This window comes from Brevibacterium sp. 1718, assembly GCF_051131255.1.
Taxonomy (GTDB): Bacteria; Actinomycetota; Actinomycetes; order Actinomycetales; family Brevibacteriaceae; genus Brevibacterium; species Brevibacterium sediminis.
Map to the genome: position 1 here is coordinate 3775830 of NZ_CP186550.1, position 16541 is coordinate 3792370.

A 16541-nucleotide genomic window follows, 5' to 3' on the forward strand; every position below is an offset into this window, starting at 1 on the left:
TAGGCCACCCCAGGGTGTAATACTTAGCCGCATGGTTAAGTATTCGGATGAGCTCGATGCGATGTTCTCGGCATTGGCCGACCCCACTCGCCGCAGCGTGATCGCGCGTCTCGGGCGGGGGCCGGCCAGCGTCGGAGAGCTTGCCGAGCCGTTGTCGATCTCGCTGCCGTCGTTCATGAAACATGTGCGCAGCCTCGAATCGTGCGGCCTCATCCGGACCGAGAAGTCCGGGCGCGTGCGCACCTGTGTGCTCAACCAGGATCGGTTCCATCTGCTCTCGGGTTGGCTCGAGGAACAGCGGCGCATCTGGGAACGCGCCACCGACCGGCTCGAACAGTTCGTCACCACGGGTTCCGTCGACTCCGACGGGCCCACCCCCACAAAGGAGGAATCATGACCACTCAGCTCTCTCGCACACGAAATCAGAATCCAGACCTCGACCTCAGCATCCAGCGGATCATCCACGCCACGAAGCAGGCCATCTGGGAGGCTTGGACCACGCCGGATCAGCTGGCCCAATGGTGGATTCCGGCGCCCCTGAGTCTGCGCGTGGATTCGCTCGAGCTCGCTCCGGGCGGCGCCTTCGTCACCCGGATGAGCGAGGACGGCACCGAGTGGCATCCGCATGTCGATGCGGTGTTCCTCGTCATCGAGGAAGGCAGCCGCCTCGTGTTCACGAACGCCGTCAGCAGCTCCTGGCACCCGTCGCTGCCGGACCCGGTGGCGATGACCACCGAGATCATCCTCGGCGACCATCCCGACGGCACCGACTACCGTGCCATCGTGCGCCACGGCAGCCCGGAGCAGCGCGCCCGGCATGAAGAACTCGGGTTCTTCGACGGCTGGGGCACTGTCACCGACCAGCTGGCGGCCGCAGTGGAGTGAGCCCGGCCGACAGGATGAGCGAACCCATCAGCAGGCCGGCCGCCACGACCGTCCAGATCATCGGCGCGATTCCGACGAGGAGGGCGATCGCAATGCCCATCGTGGCCGCTCCGACAGCGACGATGGCGCGCGCCCGCGAGCTGAATGCCTGGACCGGGAAACCCTGCGGAAGGACAGCACGGACAAGCGCTGAGAGGCTGCGACCGACTGCGGCCAGTCGCTGTTCGGAGGGGAACGGGATCCGCTCCGCGGCCATGGCGACCAGCGCGGAGAGTCCCATGACTGCAAGCAGCCACGGCAGACGCGTCGCCCACCACCATCCCGACTCGATCTCGGGAAGGATGAACTCGGCGACGGTGCCGGTCGGCAGGTAGAGCAGAATCCCCGTCGGGAAGTCGACGACTGTCTGCGCCAGCCATCCGAGAGCGCCGATGAGGACGATGACGACGCTCATATGCCACAGGTAGACCTGCATTCCGTAGGAATTGCCCCAGGCGATGACCCGCGCCCAGAACTGGGCGGTCAGAATTCGGGAGGAGGGGGCCGCCTCGGCGGGGACTTCTCCTGGAACCATCGTCGACTCTGCGGACGGCTGATCGACGTCGAGCGCCCGATTCAGCCGGGCGTGGCACAGCCGCAGCACGCAGAGCTGTGCCACGCCGAGCAGAACGAGGGCGCCGGTCGGCGGATTGAGGTTGACGAGCATGTTCGGGCTGTACACCCCGGCCGCCACGAGTCCGCCGAGGAGACCCAGCACGGCCACAAGCGCCGACCACACCACGGGACGGCTGATCGGGCGGTCGGAGGCATCGGCGAAGAAGAACCCGAGCTGCTGGATCAGCGGCCAGACGACGACGAAATTGAAATAGCCGAGGCCGGCAACCCCTGTCATTCTGGCGAGAGCGTCGACGACGATGACGGCGCCGGCGAGGACTGCCAGGGACCGCCTCGGCGCCCTTTCATGGAAATGCACCGCTACCGGCACCAGCGAGGACAGGCCGAGATAGACGGCGAGGAACCACAGCGGCTGGCCGATGCGGCGGCTCGCCTCGGCGATGAGTTCGGAGGAAACGCCCATGTCAGCGGCCGCAGACAGTCCGATTCCGGCAATGACGACGAGGACAGCTGTGGGTACGGCGAGGCGGCGCAGTCGGGCGCGCAGATAGTCGGTCCAAGTTCCGCCTCGAGCACGGGTGCGCCGCCATCCGGTGATGCCTGCGTATCCCCCGATGATGAAGAACAGGGGCATGACCTGGAAGAACCAGGACGCTGCGGCGAATCCGGCGGTCGTCGACAGCGCGACCGTCGGCGCCACTGTGCCGTCGGAACCGAGCACGGCCGCGCTCATCATCGAGTGGAGGATGACCACGACGACGAGGCAGCCGAACCGGATGAGGTCGATGGCCTGGTCACGGTGGGGTGCGGCAACGGTGCGAGGTTCGCGAGTCCGAGGTTCGGCGGGCGGGGCGACCGCGCTCTCGGGGGTTCGGACGACCTCGGTGCCGGCGGGCGGGGCCGGGTCGTTGAGCATGAGTGTCATGGCAGTTCCTTGTCAGAGTCGTTCAGTGCCGATCACAGGGAATCGGGGCGATGACACCGAAGTTAGGAACCGCGTCTGCCTCGGCACATCACGCCGGAGAGCCCACCTCTCCCCCGCCGACCGATACTTCCGAGGGATACCTTCGACCGGTCACCTCATACTCGCCGCTGCCGATCGTGTGAGAATGGCGATGAGCACGCACGACCACGCGGCCGCCTCGCTCGGCGACAGACGCCGAGCCCGGGCCGCCGATAATAGGAGAGAACCGTGACGATCGCATTCGCGAAGACCTCACTGCCCATCATCGGTGCACCCATGGCCGGTGGGACGACGACGCCCGAACTCACCGAGGCTGTCGCCCGGGCCGGCGGATTCCCCTTCGTCGCCGGCGGGTATCTCACCGCCGAGGCTCTCGCCCCTCTTATCACACGGATGCGCGAGACGACCTCGAACTTCGGCGTCAACCTCTTCGCTCCGAATCCCGTCCCCGTCGATCGCGAGGCTTTCGACGGGTTCGTCAGTGCGCTCGAACCGGCCGCTGCCGCCCGCGAGATCACGCTCGATCCCGAACCGGTCGAGGATGACGACAACTTCGACGACAAGCTCGACTGGCTCACCGAGCACCCCGTTCCTCTGGTCTCGCTGACCTTCAATCTGCCCACCGCCGAGGCGGTCGACCGCCTCCACGCCGTCGGCACTCAGGTCGTCGCCACGGTGACCTCGGTTGCTGAGGCCCGTGCGGCCGCCGAAGTCGGGGTCGACGGGCTCATCGTCCAAGGTCCGCACGCCGGCGGACATTCGGGTACGGCCGATCCGACGCGGACCATCGAGGACCGCGCGACCGTCGATCTCGTCCGTGACATCCTCGCCGAGGTGGACCTGCCCGTGGCAGCCGGCGGCGGAGTCGACGGTGAGGCCATGGTGGGAGAGCTCCTCGGTGCGGGGGCGAGCTCAGTCGTCGTCGGCACCCTGCTTCTGCGCTCCGACGAGGCAGGAACGGCACCCACTCATCGGGCTGCACTGGCCGACGACGAGTTCACGGACACCCAGCTGACCAGGGCGTTCACCGGGCGCCCCGCGCGTGCGCTGGTCAATGACTTCGTGCGGACGTTCGACCCGATCGCCGTCGACGCCTATCCGGCCGTGCACCATCTGACGAAGGAGTTCCGCGCCGCGGCGAAGAAGGCCGATGACCCGCACGGCCTGCACCTGTGGGCCGGAACCGGATACCGCAGCGCCCAGGACGGATCCGCAGAGACCATAGTCAAGGACCTCGGCGCTCAATTCGCCCGCGAGTAGTCGGCCGGGCAAGTCGCCACAGCACGACCACCTCGGTTCTTCAGACGACTCTGATCCCGTTCTCGGCGAGGATCAGGCGGGCTCGTCCGTACTTCCGGTCCTCAGAGAACTGGAACCACCGGTCGCCGAGGTCATGGTCGTCGGTGAACCGGCGGAAACGGCGGAAAGCTCCCCTGCCTTCGATCGCCATGAGTCCCCGATCTCGGACCTCCGGGTCGCGCAGTCCTGAGACGAAGGCATACATATCGTTCCAACCGTCTTTGGTCTCTGCGCCGTCGAACCTCACAAACCGGTCCGTGTCCTCGTCGAAGTCGATGCCCGAATCACCATAGTCGACCACCATGGAGTCGATGACCTCACCGGTTCGGAGGTCAAGATAGCCTCCGTCGGACTCGTCGAACGACCCTTCGTGAGTCATTGAGAGCATTTCGATGTCGACATCCAGGTCAATACCGGGAGTCGGTTCGCCCCGCAGCCGGGCCGCCAGCGCCTCAAGGAGTTCACTGTCGCCGGGAAATTCGCGGCAGGTCAGCCGGTTGAGTACCGAGACCACGATCGGCTTCGCACTGTCGCGGTCCTGGTCGAGCGCCATGGACAGGCCTGCACCGAGGAGGTGGAGTGCCTCGTCGATGTGCTTGCCGCGGACCGCAGTGAAGAGACGGTCGGCGTCCTTCGTCGCAGTGGCCGCCCGGATTTCTCGGGCGTCGACGAACGGCTGTTCATCTTCGTCCGGCCAGACCACTTGCGTCATCGGGTCTGCAGCGTCCGGTTCCGGCGGGGTCGGTTCGCTGCCGTCATCGGTCGCCCACCGCCTGCCGTACTGATCGGGCATGGCACCCCACCCCCAGATCGCGACAGGATGGTCGGGCATGGCGTCGAAGATCAGGTTCGGGTCGATCTTCCACTCGCTGACTGCACACCGATGAGTCCAGTTGTCGCCGAGGTCGAAGGTGAACTGGAACTCGTCACCGGGCTTCACCTCGCGCGCCACCTTCACCCGTGCGAAATCGAAGGTCTCCTGGACCGGCCCGAATTCCGATGCACTGAATTCCTCAGCGCTGGCCTCGTCGGTGATGACTCGCCCATCGGCCAAGGTGAAGACCGAGAGATGCGAGAGATCCCAGCGCGCGAAGGCCGAATTGATGGCCTCTGCGAAGTCCGCAAAGGTGTGCGCCGGCCCCACGGCAAACGTTCGTCCGGGCCGCGGCCACAGAGAGTTTCCCTTTCCGCTGAGCAGTTCCACGTCGATGGACAGCCATATCTTCGCCATCTCTCCAGTATGGACGGTGACCACCGATCCGCGAGAGCTGCCCATACACTTGAGTCCACCGGTCATCAACGTCGGTTCGAGCGCCACGGCGAAGGAGTTCAGCGTGAAAAGAAGCTCGGCATGAAGTGGGTGTCATTGACCTGCCTGGCCTTTGCCGCCTGGCAGATATGGCTGGTTCCGATCGTCAGCTCGCATACGGACCTGTGGATTTCGACGGTCATCGGAATCGTGGCGCAATGTGTCGCCGGAATGGCTTTGGTTCTACATTATTTCCGCGGCGCGTTGTCGAAGAGCCAGCTCATCACCGGCCTCATGGGCCTCGCTCTCTGTGCGCTCGGGACGGCCCTGCTCTACTCAAGTGGATCTGCGGGATCGGTCGGAGATGCCCTGCTGGTGCTGTGCGGACTGGCAGTCTGGATCGTCCTCATACTGTGGATCATCATTCGCGCTCTCGTCCGGTTGAGGGCGCCGCACGGAGTTTCATAGCCTCTCATGCAGATTTTCACTGTCCCGGAACACCCAGCCCTCAGCTCCCGGCGACGACCAACCCGGACTCATAGGCGGCGACGACGATCTGGGTGCGGTCGCGCAGTCCCAGCTTCGACAGGATCCTCGACACGTGGGTCTTCACGGTCTGTTCGGCGAGGTACAGCTGTTCGGCCACCTCGGCGTTGGCGTGCCCCTTCGCCACCAGGGTCATCACGTCGATCTCCCGGTCGGTGAGCTGACCGAGCACCGCGGTGTCCTTAGCCACTGTGGGCCCGGCGACGTATTCGGCGATGAGGCGGCGGGTCACCGAGGGCGCGAGCAGTGATTCCCCGCCGGCGACGACCCGGACCGCGGTGATCATGTCTTCGGCGGTGGCGTCCTTGAGGAGGAATCCGCTGGCACCGGCCCGGAGCGCGGAGAACACGTATTCGTCGGCGTCGAACGTGGTGAGCATGATGACTCGCGGGTGGTCGCCGGGCATGTTGAAGATCGCTCGGGTGGCGTCGAGTCCGTTGAGCGTCGGCATCCGAATGTCCATGAGGATGACATCGGGGCTCGTGCGGCGGACGAGGTCGACGACAGCGGATCCGTCATCGGCGCTGCCGACGACCTGCATGTCCGACTGCGCGTCGAGCAGCGCCCCGAACCCCTGCCGCACCATCGCCTGATCGTCGACGATGGCGACCCTGATCGTCGTCTCCGACGGAGGCGGCACACTCGCCGAGGCGGCTCCCCCGTCTCCGTTCCCCGCGTCCTCAAATCCCGGCATGGTCCAAACCTACCGGACAGCGGGGTCGCAGAACCCTCGCAATCCCCGAGAATCCGCCGCTTGGGTCCGGTTTCGCGCAGATCTCATCCTCACGGGTGATACGTGCGGCGCTCATTTCACTCCTGCGTATGATGTGCCGGCGCATACCGGCTCCCTAACGTTCGAGTCATGATCATCACCGCCGTCATCCTCGCCACCGCAGCAGCGTTCTGCCTGGCCTTGGGCACCCACTTCCAGCAGCATGCCGTGGCCACCATGGCTCCGGGCCTGCGCCGTCGCGCTGCCTGGGCCACCGGGCTCGGCCTCATGGGGCTGGTCACGGTGCTCAACGTCATCGCGCTCGGACTCGGCCCGGTCGCCATCGTCCAGCCCATCGGCGCGGTCTCCCTCGTCTTCGCCGTCCTCATCGGCCGGCGGTACTTCGGGCTCCGCCTCGGTGCTCCGCTGCTCATCAGCATCGCGGTCACGCTCTTCGGGATCTTCTCCTTTGTGGCCACCTCGGCGAGGTTCGCCCACGACATCTCCGTGAACGCACAGTCGGTGACGTGGCTGCTCGCCGTGCTCATCGCCCTCACCGTCTTCGCGGGGCTGTTCTCGTTCAGCTCCGCCGGCCACATCCCCCGGGTCGTCATGACCGGGATCGTCTTCGGCACGGTCGCCGCGGCCACGCACGTCCTCGCCCGATCCGTCGTCATGTCGGGACTGCCCGGACTCGATACGTTCGGTCTGCGCTGGTGGGCGCTGTTGGGCGCGGTCGGCCTGGCCTCGGCGGCGGGGTTCTGGCTCGTCCAGACTGCGTACGCCTGCGGCCCCGCCGAGACCGTGCTGGCCGGCCTCACCGTCATCGATCCGATCGTCGCCGTCATCATCGGTGCCGCATTCTTCGGCGAGTACACGGGCCTGACTCCGCCGGCCACTCTCGGTCTGCTCGTCTCCGCAGCCATCGGCATCGGCGGAGTGTGGATGCTCTCGCGCTTCCACCCGAAGGTCCTCGAATCCCGCAGCACCGCTCGCACTGACACTGCGGTCGGCACCGCGCAGACGTCCTCGCACACAGCACAGGAAGGAATCACGCTGTGAACCACTCCCCCGATCTCACCTCCCCCGCACCCGCCGACGCGTACGCTGGAGACGTGCCCCGCCCAGCAGAGCCTCCGCAGATCGGCCCGAACTCCCAAGCGGCCGCCGATTCTCAGGCCGCAACCACGCCGAGTTCGTGGTGGGCCAGAGTGTGGCACAATCTCGGCCGCGATGCCGGCCTCGTCGCCCCGAGCCTGCTCATCTCCCTTATCGCGTTCCCGGTGCTCATCGCCCTGTTCTCCGTCTCGATCGCCACTGTCATCGTCTGGGTCGGCGTGCTCCTCCTGCCGCTGACACTCACCGTCGCCCGCGCGTTCGGCGACCTCTCCCGGGCCCGTGCTCGTGCGTGGGGTGCCCCCATCGCCGAGGCGGCTCCCCGTCCCCGTGGACGCGGACTCCGCTGGTGGTTGGCTCCGCTGTCCGATGCGCGTGCGTGGTTGGATCTGCTCTTCGAGGCCGTGTTCGCACTGCCGATCCGGCTCTTCACGTTCTCGATCTCCCTGGCCTGGTTCGCAGGCGGTCTTGGCGGGATCACGTTCTTCGTCTGGGGCAGGTTTCTCCCCGAAGACGAAGGCGACACCGTCGACTGGGTGGTCGCCTGGGTGACGAACTCCCCGGTCACTGACCTCGGGTTCTCCGCCGAGGCGACGTTCCAATTCGTCACGGGCATCGTCCTGCTGCTGACTTTCCCCTTCATCCTCCACGCCATGGCACTGCTCGAGATCGTTTCGATCCGCGCTGCCGGGTCGACTGATGGGGCAGCTGTCTCCGCGCAGGCGACTCGCTCAGAGCGGTCGGCTCATCCGGCGCAGTCGTCTGCACTGTCGGCCATCGCCGGGAGTCAGGGGTGGTTCTGGCTCATCGCAGCGTTCGTCGGGGTCGTGCTCGTCGCGGTCGCCTGGCCGGTGACCACCGTGCTCTACGGTGTCCCGACAGTCTTCGCGATGGTTCTTGCGTTCAGTCTCAGCGCCGCGCTCCTGCTGGCAGTGCGCTGGCCGATACCGGCGATCGGCCTCGGCCTCGTCGCTCAGCTGGCAGGCATTCTGCTCACTGCGGAAGTCTCGGGAGTGGTCCGACCGTTCACGGTCACCTCGCTGCTGGCTCTCGTGTTCCTTCACCTCATCATCGGTCTGCGGCACCGCTGGATCCACCTCGTCGCTCTGTGGTCGGGCAGTGCGCTCATCGGCGGGCTCGCTCTGGTCCTGCCGCATGCCGGCGAGCTGCCCGGGGCCTTTTCGAACGTCATCACCACCGCGGCCGTCGCCGCCGGTGCCGGAGCCATCGGCGTCATCGGCAACCTGCTCATCAAAGGTCGCAGGCAGCTCGAATCCGAACGCGAACTCAGCGCCGCGGAGCTGGCGAAACGGCAAGAGCTGGAAGAACGCAACCGCATCGCTCAGGAACTCCATGATGTCGTGGCGCACAGCATGTCGGTCATCAGTGTCCAGGCGACGACGGCGAAGTACCGGCTGCCCGGACTCGATGAGCGCAGCCTCGGCGAATTCGATTCGATGGCGGGATCGGCCAGGCGGGCGCTCACGGAGATGCGTGGGCTGCTCGCAATCCTCCGCGGTGGCCGGGATGCCGACCTGGCGCCGCAGCCGACCGTCGATGACATTCCCGCTCTCGTCGATGTCACGCGCGGCTCCGGTGCGGTCGTCGATCTCGACTTCCCCACCGAGCCCATGTCGCTGCCGCCGACGACGAGCCTCACGGCGTTCCGCGTGGTTCAGGAGAGTCTGTCGAATGCGCTGCGGCATGCCGCCGGCGCACCCGTGGCGGTCACCGTCACGGCCATCGGCTCCCGGCTCGAGATCTCCGTGCTCAACGGGGAACCCGACGGCGGCGCGGATGCGGATGGGCACAGCCACCTCGGCGAAGGTTTCGGCATCAAGGGGATGCGCGAACGCGTAGAAGCCTTGGGCGGAAGCCTGCGGGTGGGTCCGACAAGTGCTGGCGGGTTCGAGGTCACCGCGTCGCTGCCCATGGAGTGAGGGTCCGCGGATCGATGACATAATCGATCAGGGATCCCTGCTGTCTGAAATCCCCTCCGAAAGGTGCAGAAACAGTGACTCACTCATCCCCATCGACGCCATCTGACCCCTCGACGCCGGCACCGGAACCCGCGGCGCGAGAGCAGTCCCGGTTCGTCCGGGACCTGCGGCGCACGATCGCCGTCATCATCGTCGTGGCCTTCAGCGTGGCGGCGATCGGCGGGATCATCGTCATGCTCGGCGATATCGAGTCCGAACCGACGTTCCAGGTCATCGCCACGACGGCGGTGACCGGTGCCTGCAGCGTCGCCGCCTTCTGCGGGGCGACGCTCATCGGTCGGCGAGCCCAATGGTTCGGCAGCGCAACGATCCTGCTGGCGTTCATCACCCTGCTGTTGAGCATTCTGTTCGTCTGGGGCGATCCGTACATGTGGGACGACCCCGTCCCCGGCTCCACCGGCCAGACCATCGGCGACATCCTCTACCAGGTGCTCGCGTCGATCGTGCTCGTCACCGCCGTCGCTTCGGTCAGTTCGCTCATTCTGCTGCTGGTACCCCGGTCTCGGGTGGTGCGGATCGGGCTGCCGATCACGCTCTGCCTCCTCGCGCTCGGCACGAGCCTGATTCTCGTCACGATCTGGGTGGAATCAGCGTGGGAACTCGAGTGGCTGACCCGCCTCAACGGGATCGTATGGATCCTCGCCGCACTCGGGGTCGTCGTCGTGCCGCTGACTTCGCTGCTGCTCAGGACCGGGTCGAAGCCTGCGCGCGCCGACCGCGCCGGCGAGACGTCAGCCCGATCGACTCAACCGTCGTCGTCCCAGCCGTCGTCTCAACCGACGCCGGCTCTGTCGCCTTCGACGCTCGATCGCATCAACGCCGCCGCGCGGGCCGAGGGCATCACTGCAGATGAGCTCATCGATCGGCTACTGACCGCGGAGCCTCGAACCCCTTCGGCAGACGAGAGTCGATGAAACCTGCGACGAAGGCGCCGATGACGAGCAGGACGAGGAGCGCGATCATGCCGGCGAAGTTCGACAGCACGGGGTTCGTGAAGTCGAACAGTCCCGGCCAGATAGCGTAGACGACCACACAGCACACGCCCACGAATCCGAACACGTTGAGCGTCGCCTGGCCCGCGGACCGTGCGCGCTTCCCGCTGTGCTTTGAGGCTTCCTCTTCGGGAGTGCCGAACTCGGCGTCGGGTGTCGTCCCTGCCGCCTCCGCTCTGTCTTTGACCTCGTGGAGGACGGTGAGGACCTGGTCTTCTTCACACCCGCGCTTGCGCAGGTTCTGGGCGAGCTCGCTGTAGTAGCTCATGACAGGTTCGCTTTCGTTTCGGTGTCGGCATTCACATCGCTGTCCACCGCGGTTTCCTCGTTCTCTGGGCTGTCCCCGCGGGGACGCATCGGTTCACGGTCGGTCGGGCCGCCTCGGCGAAAGATCGATCCACCTCGGCGGAGATGATCGAGGACGACGATGATGCCGAAGACGATCGGAGCCGCTATCGACATGACGACCTCGACTGTAGGGGCGCTCGTCGCATTGAGGTCGGCACCGGCGAGCACGCCCAGACCGAACGCGAAGACGTTGTTGACGATGTGGAAGGCGATTCCGGCCTCGAGACCGCCGGTGATGATGGTCAGGGTGCCGACGATGACGGCGAAGATGCCGACGTCGATGAGTCCCGGCAGGTCGTAGACGTGGCCGACGACGAAGATCGGCACGGGGATGAACACGGCCCACGCGGGGTGGCGCAGCCATGAGCCGATGATGTTCATGGCCAGGCCGCGGAAGACGATCTCCTCGGCCGTCGCCTGGAACGGAACGAGGAGGATGATTGCGATGAGCATGGCGAGCACTTGGCTGTTCCACACGATTCCCGAGGTCAGGTTGCCCATCGACCCGTCGGAGAAGGCGACCATGACGATCGCGCAGACCACCCATACGGCCGCACCGACCAGCAGATACCGGCCGAGCTGCCCCCATCGCATGCCGCCGCGGAGCGAGATCATCGAGGAGAAAGAGCGCCGGTAGATGCATAGGGTCGCGAGCTCGGCGGCCGGCCACATGAGGATGACGTTGACGAGTCCGAAGAGGACGCCCGTGGTCGTGTTCATGTCGATGAGGCGTTCCGACCATGTGTTGAAGTCACCGTCGACGCCGAGGGCGAAGAGTGCCCAGAGAAAGAAGCCGACGAACAGGACGACGATTGCGATGAGGTAGAACACCGCGGTCAGGAGCGCGACGAGGATCGGCTTGAACCACCTGTTGTCGGGCAGTGCGGCGAACTGACGATGATAGTGCAGAGTGTAGGGTCGGTTTCTCATGTCTCCACCCTTTCGAAACCGGCGGCCGCCCACCATCGGTCAAGGGCATGATTCATGTCATCCGATCGAATGAATGCGCACGTCAGGGCGCATCCGGCCGGGCTGCCGCGCCCTCGCGGCCGCTCCGAATTCATCCTTTCGGGCGACACCCTCGCGGCCCGCGCCCGGGTAGGCTCGAAGGGTGACACCTCGCCCCGCCCGCCGCCCGCTCGCGCATGCCCTCCTCTGGACCGGCATCTCCGCGGTCGTCGGCGCGCTCATCCTCTTCGTTGTCATCGGAAACCAGTGGCCGAACCCGAAACCCACCGGTGCTGAGGCGGACGCGCTCAGTGCCGAAATCTTCGTACACATCGTCTTCGGGCTCGTATCCTTCGTCTGTCTGCCAATCGTGCTCGTCTTCGACGGACGCCGGATTCCGCGCAAACAACTGCGTCCGAAGGTCCTTGCCTCAGAGAAGCTGCGCGAATTCCTCACAGTCACCGGGCACGGCGGTGATGAGTTCCTCGCCGCCGACGGATCCGTCGAATCGCTTCAGCGGCGACCGGGAGGCTGGATTCCCGTCACAGTCGGGATCATCGGCATACTCCTCGGCACGGTCAGCATCCTCGGCGCCTTCGCCGCTTCGATCATGCTCATCTCACTGTCGGCCCGGCGCAGTTGGGCCCTCGACTTCGTCGCACTCGCCGCCACACTGGCAGCCTTCTCAGCGACCTATGTGCTCACTCCACAGGCCGCGGGAGCCTTCGATCTTCCCGTGTTCGTCTTCGGCGGCACGATGTACGCCGTTATCGTCATCGTCGGTGTCATCCGCGGTGCCCGCGAGCAGGGCTTCATCGACTCCGCCGCCCAGACCCTGCTGCGCGAACGCTCCCGGCAGGACCGCGCCATCGCCGAGGTGCGACGCGGCATCGCCCGCGATATGCACGATTCCCTGTCCCACCACCTCTCCGTCATCGCCATGTATTCCGGTGCGCTGTCCGTGCGGCAGGACCTCGACCCCGACGAGGTGCGGGAGAACGCCCGCCTCATCGCCGATGCCGCCCGCCGCTCCGGCGTCGAACTCCGTGAGGTGCTCACCATGCTCCGCAGCGACGATCAGGGCACGGTCATCGACCCCGACATCGACCGCCTCGTCGCGGCCAGGGGCGACACCGCTGAGCTGCGCTACCTCGAACCGGTGACGGGCGCGGCGCTCCACCGATGCGGGGCACTCGAGCAGACGACGATCTACCGCTTCGTCCAGGAGGCGATCACGAACGCGGTCAAGCACGCACCAGGCCAGACGGTGACGATCAAGGTCGGCTTCGATGAGGCCGACGGTCACCTCGTGCTCGTCGCCAGCAATCCGCACACAGGCCTGGCCCCGGCCTTCCGCGCCGGAGCGCAGCAGCTCGTCTCCGGATCCGGGTTGGGACTGCTCGGACTGCGGGAGAGAATGGAGGCCATGGGCGGCGATCTCACCGTGACGACCACTCCGGAGTTCACTCTCCGTGCCCGCATCCCCGTCGACGCCGACATCTTCACAGACGGCGACGCCCCGGGTATGACCGAAACGACCGACCCCCGCGACGAGCAGGAGACACAGCCATGAGCATTCGGGTACTCATCGCCGACGACGAATCGCTCATGCGCTCGGGTCTCAAGCTCCTCCTCGGCGCGGCGACCGATATCGAGGTCATCGCCGAGGCGGTCGACGGAGTCGAAGCCATCGACCTCGCCCGTCGGCTGAGTCCCGACCTCGTACTCATGGATATCCGGATGCCCCGTCTCGACGGCCTGGAAGCAGCTCAGACGCTGCTGTCCGATCCCGAACACCCGCAGGTGCTCATGCTCACGGCCTTCGGGACCGACGATTTCATCCACCGCGCCCTGCAGTCCGGGGCGGCAGGCTACATCCTCAAGGACACTCCACCGGAAGAGCTCATCAACGCCGTCCGTGCGGCGGCCGACGGCACCCGCACCCTGTCGGCGACCGCCCTGGCCACGTTGATGTCGTCCCGTCCGGCCGCCTCGGCGCCGGGTCAGGATCCGCTGGCAAATCTGTCGACCAGGGAACGGGAGATCGCCGAGGCGGTCGCTCAGGGTTTGACGAACGCACAGGTGGCGCGGTCGCTGTTCGTCTCGACGGCGACGGTGAAGACCCACCTGGCGCGCATCTTCGACAAGCTCGAGGTGACCTCGCGGGTGCAGCTGGCGCTGCTCGTCAACGCCCGCCGCTGAGCCTCCCTAGTCGATCATTTCGGGGCCATGCGGATGGCGCCGTCGAGGCGGATCGTCTCCCCGTTGAGCATCGGGTTGGCGACGATCGCTTCGACGAGCTGCGCGTACTCGGCGGGCTTGCCCAACCGGGCCGGGTGCGGCACGGACTTGCCGAGGGATTCCTGCGCCTCGGCGGGTAGGCCGGCCATCATCGGGGTCTCGAAGATGCCGGGGGCGATGGTGACGACGCGGATGAGAGAGGCGGCGAGTTCGCGGGCCATCGGCAATGTCACGGCGGCCACGGCGCCCTTGGACGCCGAGTAGGCGATCTGGCCGATCTGCCCGTCGAAGGCTGCGACGGAGGCGGTGTTGACGATGACTCCGCGCTCTTCGCCGTCCGGCTCCTGCTGCTGCATGGCCGCAGCGGCGAGGCGGCAGACGTTGACGGTGCCGACGATGTTGATGTTCAGCACCTTCTGGAATGCCTCGAGCGGCAGCGGACCCTTGCGGGAGACGAGCTTGCCGGGGGTCGCGACGCCCGCGCAGCTGACGACGACGCGCAGGGCGCCGAGCCCGGTGGCGGTGTCGACGGCGGCCTGAACCTGCTCTTCGTTCGTCACGTCGGCGGTGACGAAGTGGGCGGAATCGCCGAGTTCGGCGGCGACCTGCTGCCCCACCTCGGCGTTGAGGTCGACCATGACGACCTGGGCGCCGGCGGCCAAGAGGCGTTCGGTGGTGGCGCGGCCGAGTCCGGAGGCTCCGCCGGTGACGAGGGCGACGGTGTTCGTGAGATCCATGAGTGTCCTTTGCATCGCTGAGCGAACAGTTGATCACTGCGACTCTAACGCAGATGTGGGGACGGTCACTGTGCACGGTCGGGTGGGGCCGCCTCGGTGAGGGATCACCCTGACGGCGGCGTCGGTCGCGACGGGGACGGTGTCAATCGACACGGGGACGACAAAGCCCGCCGGTCGGGTGACCGGCGGGCCTGTCTCAGCTCAGCTGCGAGGGCGGACTCAGGCGGCCTGCTCCTCGGCGCCGGCTTCGCGCACGGACTTCAGGGCCTCGCCCCAGGCGACGATGTCGCCGACCATGGAGGCGAACGGGGCGGCCGAGACCTCGGTCGGGGCGAACGTGCCGTCGGCGACGTCGGTGAAGATCGAGAACGATGCCTGGTCGCGGACGACGGCGAGCTTGTAGTTCGCGAGGATGTGGCGCAGGTGCTCAGCGGCGCGCACTCCCTTGTCGGCGCCGTAGTTCACGATGCCGGCGACCTTGTGGTTGAACTCGGTGGCGACGAAGTCGAGGGCGTTCTTCAGCGAACCCGAGATCGAGTGGTTGTACTCCGGAGTGACGAAGATGAAGGCGTCGAACTCTTCGAGCTTCGAGCCCCAAGCCTTCGTGTGGTCGTTGGCGTACATTTTCGCACCGGCGGGGATCACCTCGTCGAGGAGGGGCAGGTCGAAACTGCCGAAGTCGACGACCTCGGCGCGGACGTCATCATTGGAAGCCAGCTGCTGCTCGACCCAGTTCACGATCTGCGGGTTGAGCGCCTGCGGGCGAGAAGTTCCGGGAATGATGGCAATGTTGAGCATATGCGTCCTCAAATCGTTGAGCGGTGTCCACCGGCCGGGCGGCCATGGCGGTCGAGTTCACGGGCCGAGCCTGCGACCTCGGCGAACCGGGTCGGCTGCAGCTCCACCGTGACCAACATTGTTGAACACTCAATCATTCCCGGATAGAGAGTGACGCTGGTCACAGGTTGGGGCTGGGTCAGGTCGCTGACCAGGCACTGCTCGATCACTGTTCCGGTGACGGGGCCACACGAAGTCCGCGACCGGTCGCAACGGACGCCGAACACGGTGATACCGTAATTCCGCGCGAAATCAGGCCCGCAGAGACCACCTGTCGTGTATGGTCGTTGGGCAAGTGAAAGACTGTTCGTTAAAAAGTCGGCTTCAACGGAAAACAAGGCAAGGAGTCCGGTCATCGTGCGCTCAACCAACGGCCGCAACAATATTCTCCGCTCGGCCCGGGACACCTTCGCGGACAAAGGATTCGACGGCGCGTCCATCCGCGATATCGCACAGACAGCAGGTCTGAGCCTCTCAGCGCTCTACTACTACTTCCCGTCCAAGCAGGAAGCTCTCTACGAGCTCGTCCACACAGCGTATACCTGGTACGTCGAACACTGCCGAGCGGTCATCGCCGATGTCGATGACGATGTCGTCGATCAGCTGGCCGTGGCGGTGCGCTACCTCGCCCGCTATCGCATGGAGAACGTCTCGGTCTCCACCGTGCTGCTGCGCGATACCGAACGGCTCACCGGCGACAACGCCGTCCGCGTGAAAGAACTCCAGCGGGAGGCCCGCGAGATCATGGGCGATATCGTCCAGGCCGGCATCGACTCGGGTAAGTTCCGCGTCAGCAGTGCGGCTCTGGCCACTCGCGCCATCCACTCGATCTGCAACTCGCTCTCGCTGTGGTACCGGCCGACGGGCGACCTGACGCCTGACATGATCGAGCGCGACTTCACTCAGTACTCGATGCGCATCCTCGGCATCGACCCCGACGAGGCCGAACTCGACCGCCTGCTGGCACTACCGGTCAACCAGGCCGGAATGCTCGACTTCATCGCCGACACCAATTGACCCCCTTGCTACCTGACGGCGGCGCAGCAACCTCG

General features: G+C 66.1%; 18 protein-coding genes. 10 read left to right on the forward strand and 8 right to left on the reverse strand.

What is annotated here, in order from left to right; genetic code table 11:
- Positions 1–31 precede the first annotated feature (31 nt).
- A complete protein-coding gene (locus ACOZ9V_RS16980) occupies positions 32–397 on the forward strand; it encodes an ArsR/SmtB family transcription factor (protein ID WP_135810474.1) in 366 nt (121 codons plus the stop codon).
- Complete coding sequence (locus tag ACOZ9V_RS16985; protein WP_135810475.1) at positions 394–885, forward strand: SRPBCC domain-containing protein; 492 nt, start codon at positions 394–396, stop codon at positions 883–885. The genes ACOZ9V_RS16980 and ACOZ9V_RS16985 overlap by 4 nt, the downstream gene beginning before the upstream one ends.
- Here ACOZ9V_RS16985 and ACOZ9V_RS16990 read toward each other — a convergent pair.
- Positions 854–2425: an acyltransferase family protein gene (locus ACOZ9V_RS16990; RefSeq protein WP_434591984.1), complete on the reverse strand. Its 1572-nt coding sequence runs from the start codon at positions 2423–2425 to the stop codon at positions 854–856. The two genes, ACOZ9V_RS16985 and ACOZ9V_RS16990, sit on opposite strands and share 32 nt — an antisense overlap.
- A 267-nt stretch (positions 2426–2692) precedes the next feature.
- Here ACOZ9V_RS16990 and ACOZ9V_RS16995 point away from each other — a divergent pair, with 267 nt between their 5' ends.
- Positions 2693–3724: an NAD(P)H-dependent flavin oxidoreductase gene (locus ACOZ9V_RS16995; RefSeq protein WP_434591987.1), complete on the forward strand. Its 1032-nt coding sequence runs from the start codon at positions 2693–2695 to the stop codon at positions 3722–3724.
- A 40-nt stretch (positions 3725–3764) separates the two neighbouring features.
- On the opposite strand, the gene ACOZ9V_RS17000 is transcribed toward ACOZ9V_RS16995, so the two are convergent.
- A complete protein-coding gene (locus ACOZ9V_RS17000; RefSeq protein WP_181272437.1) occupies positions 3765–4994 on the reverse strand; it encodes a UPF0158 family protein in 1230 nt (409 codons plus the stop codon).
- Positions 4995–5003: 9 nt separating this feature from the next.
- Between ACOZ9V_RS17000 and ACOZ9V_RS17005 the strand changes: the two genes are divergently transcribed.
- On the forward strand, positions 5004–5480 hold the full coding sequence (locus tag ACOZ9V_RS17005; RefSeq protein WP_181272438.1) for a hypothetical protein: 477 nt from the start codon (positions 5004–5006) through the stop codon (positions 5478–5480).
- 40 nt (positions 5481–5520) lie between these two features.
- Here the strand turns inward: ACOZ9V_RS17005 and ACOZ9V_RS17010 are convergent, their stop codons facing one another.
- Positions 5521–6252: a response regulator gene (locus ACOZ9V_RS17010; RefSeq protein WP_434591991.1), complete on the reverse strand. Its 732-nt coding sequence runs from the start codon at positions 6250–6252 to the stop codon at positions 5521–5523.
- Positions 6253–6420: 168 nt separating this feature from the next.
- Here ACOZ9V_RS17010 and ACOZ9V_RS17015 point away from each other — a divergent pair, with 168 nt between their 5' ends.
- The 3 genes from ACOZ9V_RS17015 to ACOZ9V_RS17025 all read left to right on the forward strand — a co-directional run bounded on the left by ACOZ9V_RS17015 (position 6421) and on the right by ACOZ9V_RS17025 (position 10300).
- On the forward strand, positions 6421–7332 hold the full coding sequence (locus ACOZ9V_RS17015) for a hypothetical protein (RefSeq protein WP_181271445.1): 912 nt from the start codon (positions 6421–6423) through the stop codon (positions 7330–7332).
- Complete coding sequence (locus tag ACOZ9V_RS17020; RefSeq protein WP_181271446.1) at positions 7329–9326, forward strand: sensor histidine kinase; 1998 nt, start codon at positions 7329–7331, stop codon at positions 9324–9326. Before ACOZ9V_RS17015 ends, ACOZ9V_RS17020 begins: the two co-directional genes overlap by 4 nt.
- 74 nt (positions 9327–9400) lie before the next feature.
- On the forward strand, positions 9401–10300 hold the full coding sequence (locus ACOZ9V_RS17025) for a hypothetical protein (RefSeq protein WP_181271447.1): 900 nt from the start codon (positions 9401–9403) through the stop codon (positions 10298–10300).
- Here the strand turns inward: ACOZ9V_RS17025 and ACOZ9V_RS17030 are convergent.
- Positions 10242–10646: a hypothetical protein gene (locus ACOZ9V_RS17030; protein WP_181271448.1), complete on the reverse strand. Its 405-nt coding sequence runs from the start codon at positions 10644–10646 to the stop codon at positions 10242–10244. The two genes, ACOZ9V_RS17025 and ACOZ9V_RS17030, sit on opposite strands and share 59 nt — an antisense overlap.
- Positions 10643–11656 carry a CPBP family intramembrane glutamic endopeptidase gene (locus tag ACOZ9V_RS17035; RefSeq protein WP_181271449.1) on the reverse strand — a complete coding sequence of 338 codons (1014 nt, stop codon included), beginning with the start codon at positions 11654–11656 and terminating at the stop codon, positions 10643–10645. Before ACOZ9V_RS17035 ends, ACOZ9V_RS17030 begins: the two co-directional genes overlap by 4 nt.
- Positions 11657–11837: 181 nt before the next feature.
- Between ACOZ9V_RS17035 and ACOZ9V_RS17040 the strand changes: the two genes are divergently transcribed.
- Both ACOZ9V_RS17040 and ACOZ9V_RS17045 read left to right on the forward strand, forming a co-directional pair.
- Positions 11838–13247 (forward strand): sensor histidine kinase, encoded by a 1410-nt coding sequence (locus ACOZ9V_RS17040; RefSeq protein WP_181271450.1) that lies wholly within the window; start codon positions 11838–11840, stop codon positions 13245–13247.
- Positions 13244–13876, forward strand: a complete 633-nt coding sequence (locus ACOZ9V_RS17045) for a response regulator (RefSeq protein WP_172171871.1) — start codon at positions 13244–13246, stop codon at positions 13874–13876. The genes ACOZ9V_RS17040 and ACOZ9V_RS17045 overlap by 4 nt, the downstream gene beginning before the upstream one ends.
- 14 nt (positions 13877–13890) lie before the next feature.
- On the opposite strand, the gene ACOZ9V_RS17050 is transcribed toward ACOZ9V_RS17045, so the two are convergent.
- From ACOZ9V_RS17050 to ACOZ9V_RS17060, 3 genes are all read right to left on the reverse strand, one after another.
- Entirely contained in the window at positions 13891–14652 is a 762-nt protein-coding gene (locus ACOZ9V_RS17050) for a 3-hydroxyacyl-CoA dehydrogenase (RefSeq protein WP_434591997.1), read from the reverse strand.
- Positions 14653–14871: 219 nt separating this feature from the next.
- Entirely contained in the window at positions 14872–15450 is a 579-nt protein-coding gene (locus ACOZ9V_RS17055) for an NADPH-dependent FMN reductase (RefSeq protein ID WP_181271451.1), read from the reverse strand.
- 8 nt (positions 15451–15458) lie between these two features.
- The gene (locus ACOZ9V_RS17060) at positions 15459–15845 is read right to left on the reverse strand and encodes a hypothetical protein (protein WP_181271452.1); all 387 of its coding nucleotides are present in this window, start codon (positions 15843–15845) and stop codon (positions 15459–15461) included.
- A 1-nt stretch (position 15846) separates the two neighbouring features.
- On the opposite strand from ACOZ9V_RS17060, the gene ACOZ9V_RS17065 reads away from it, so the two are divergent.
- Entirely contained in the window at positions 15847–16506 is a 660-nt protein-coding gene (locus ACOZ9V_RS17065; protein ID WP_172171879.1) for a TetR/AcrR family transcriptional regulator, read from the forward strand.
- The last annotated feature ends 35 nt before the right edge of the window (positions 16507–16541 follow it).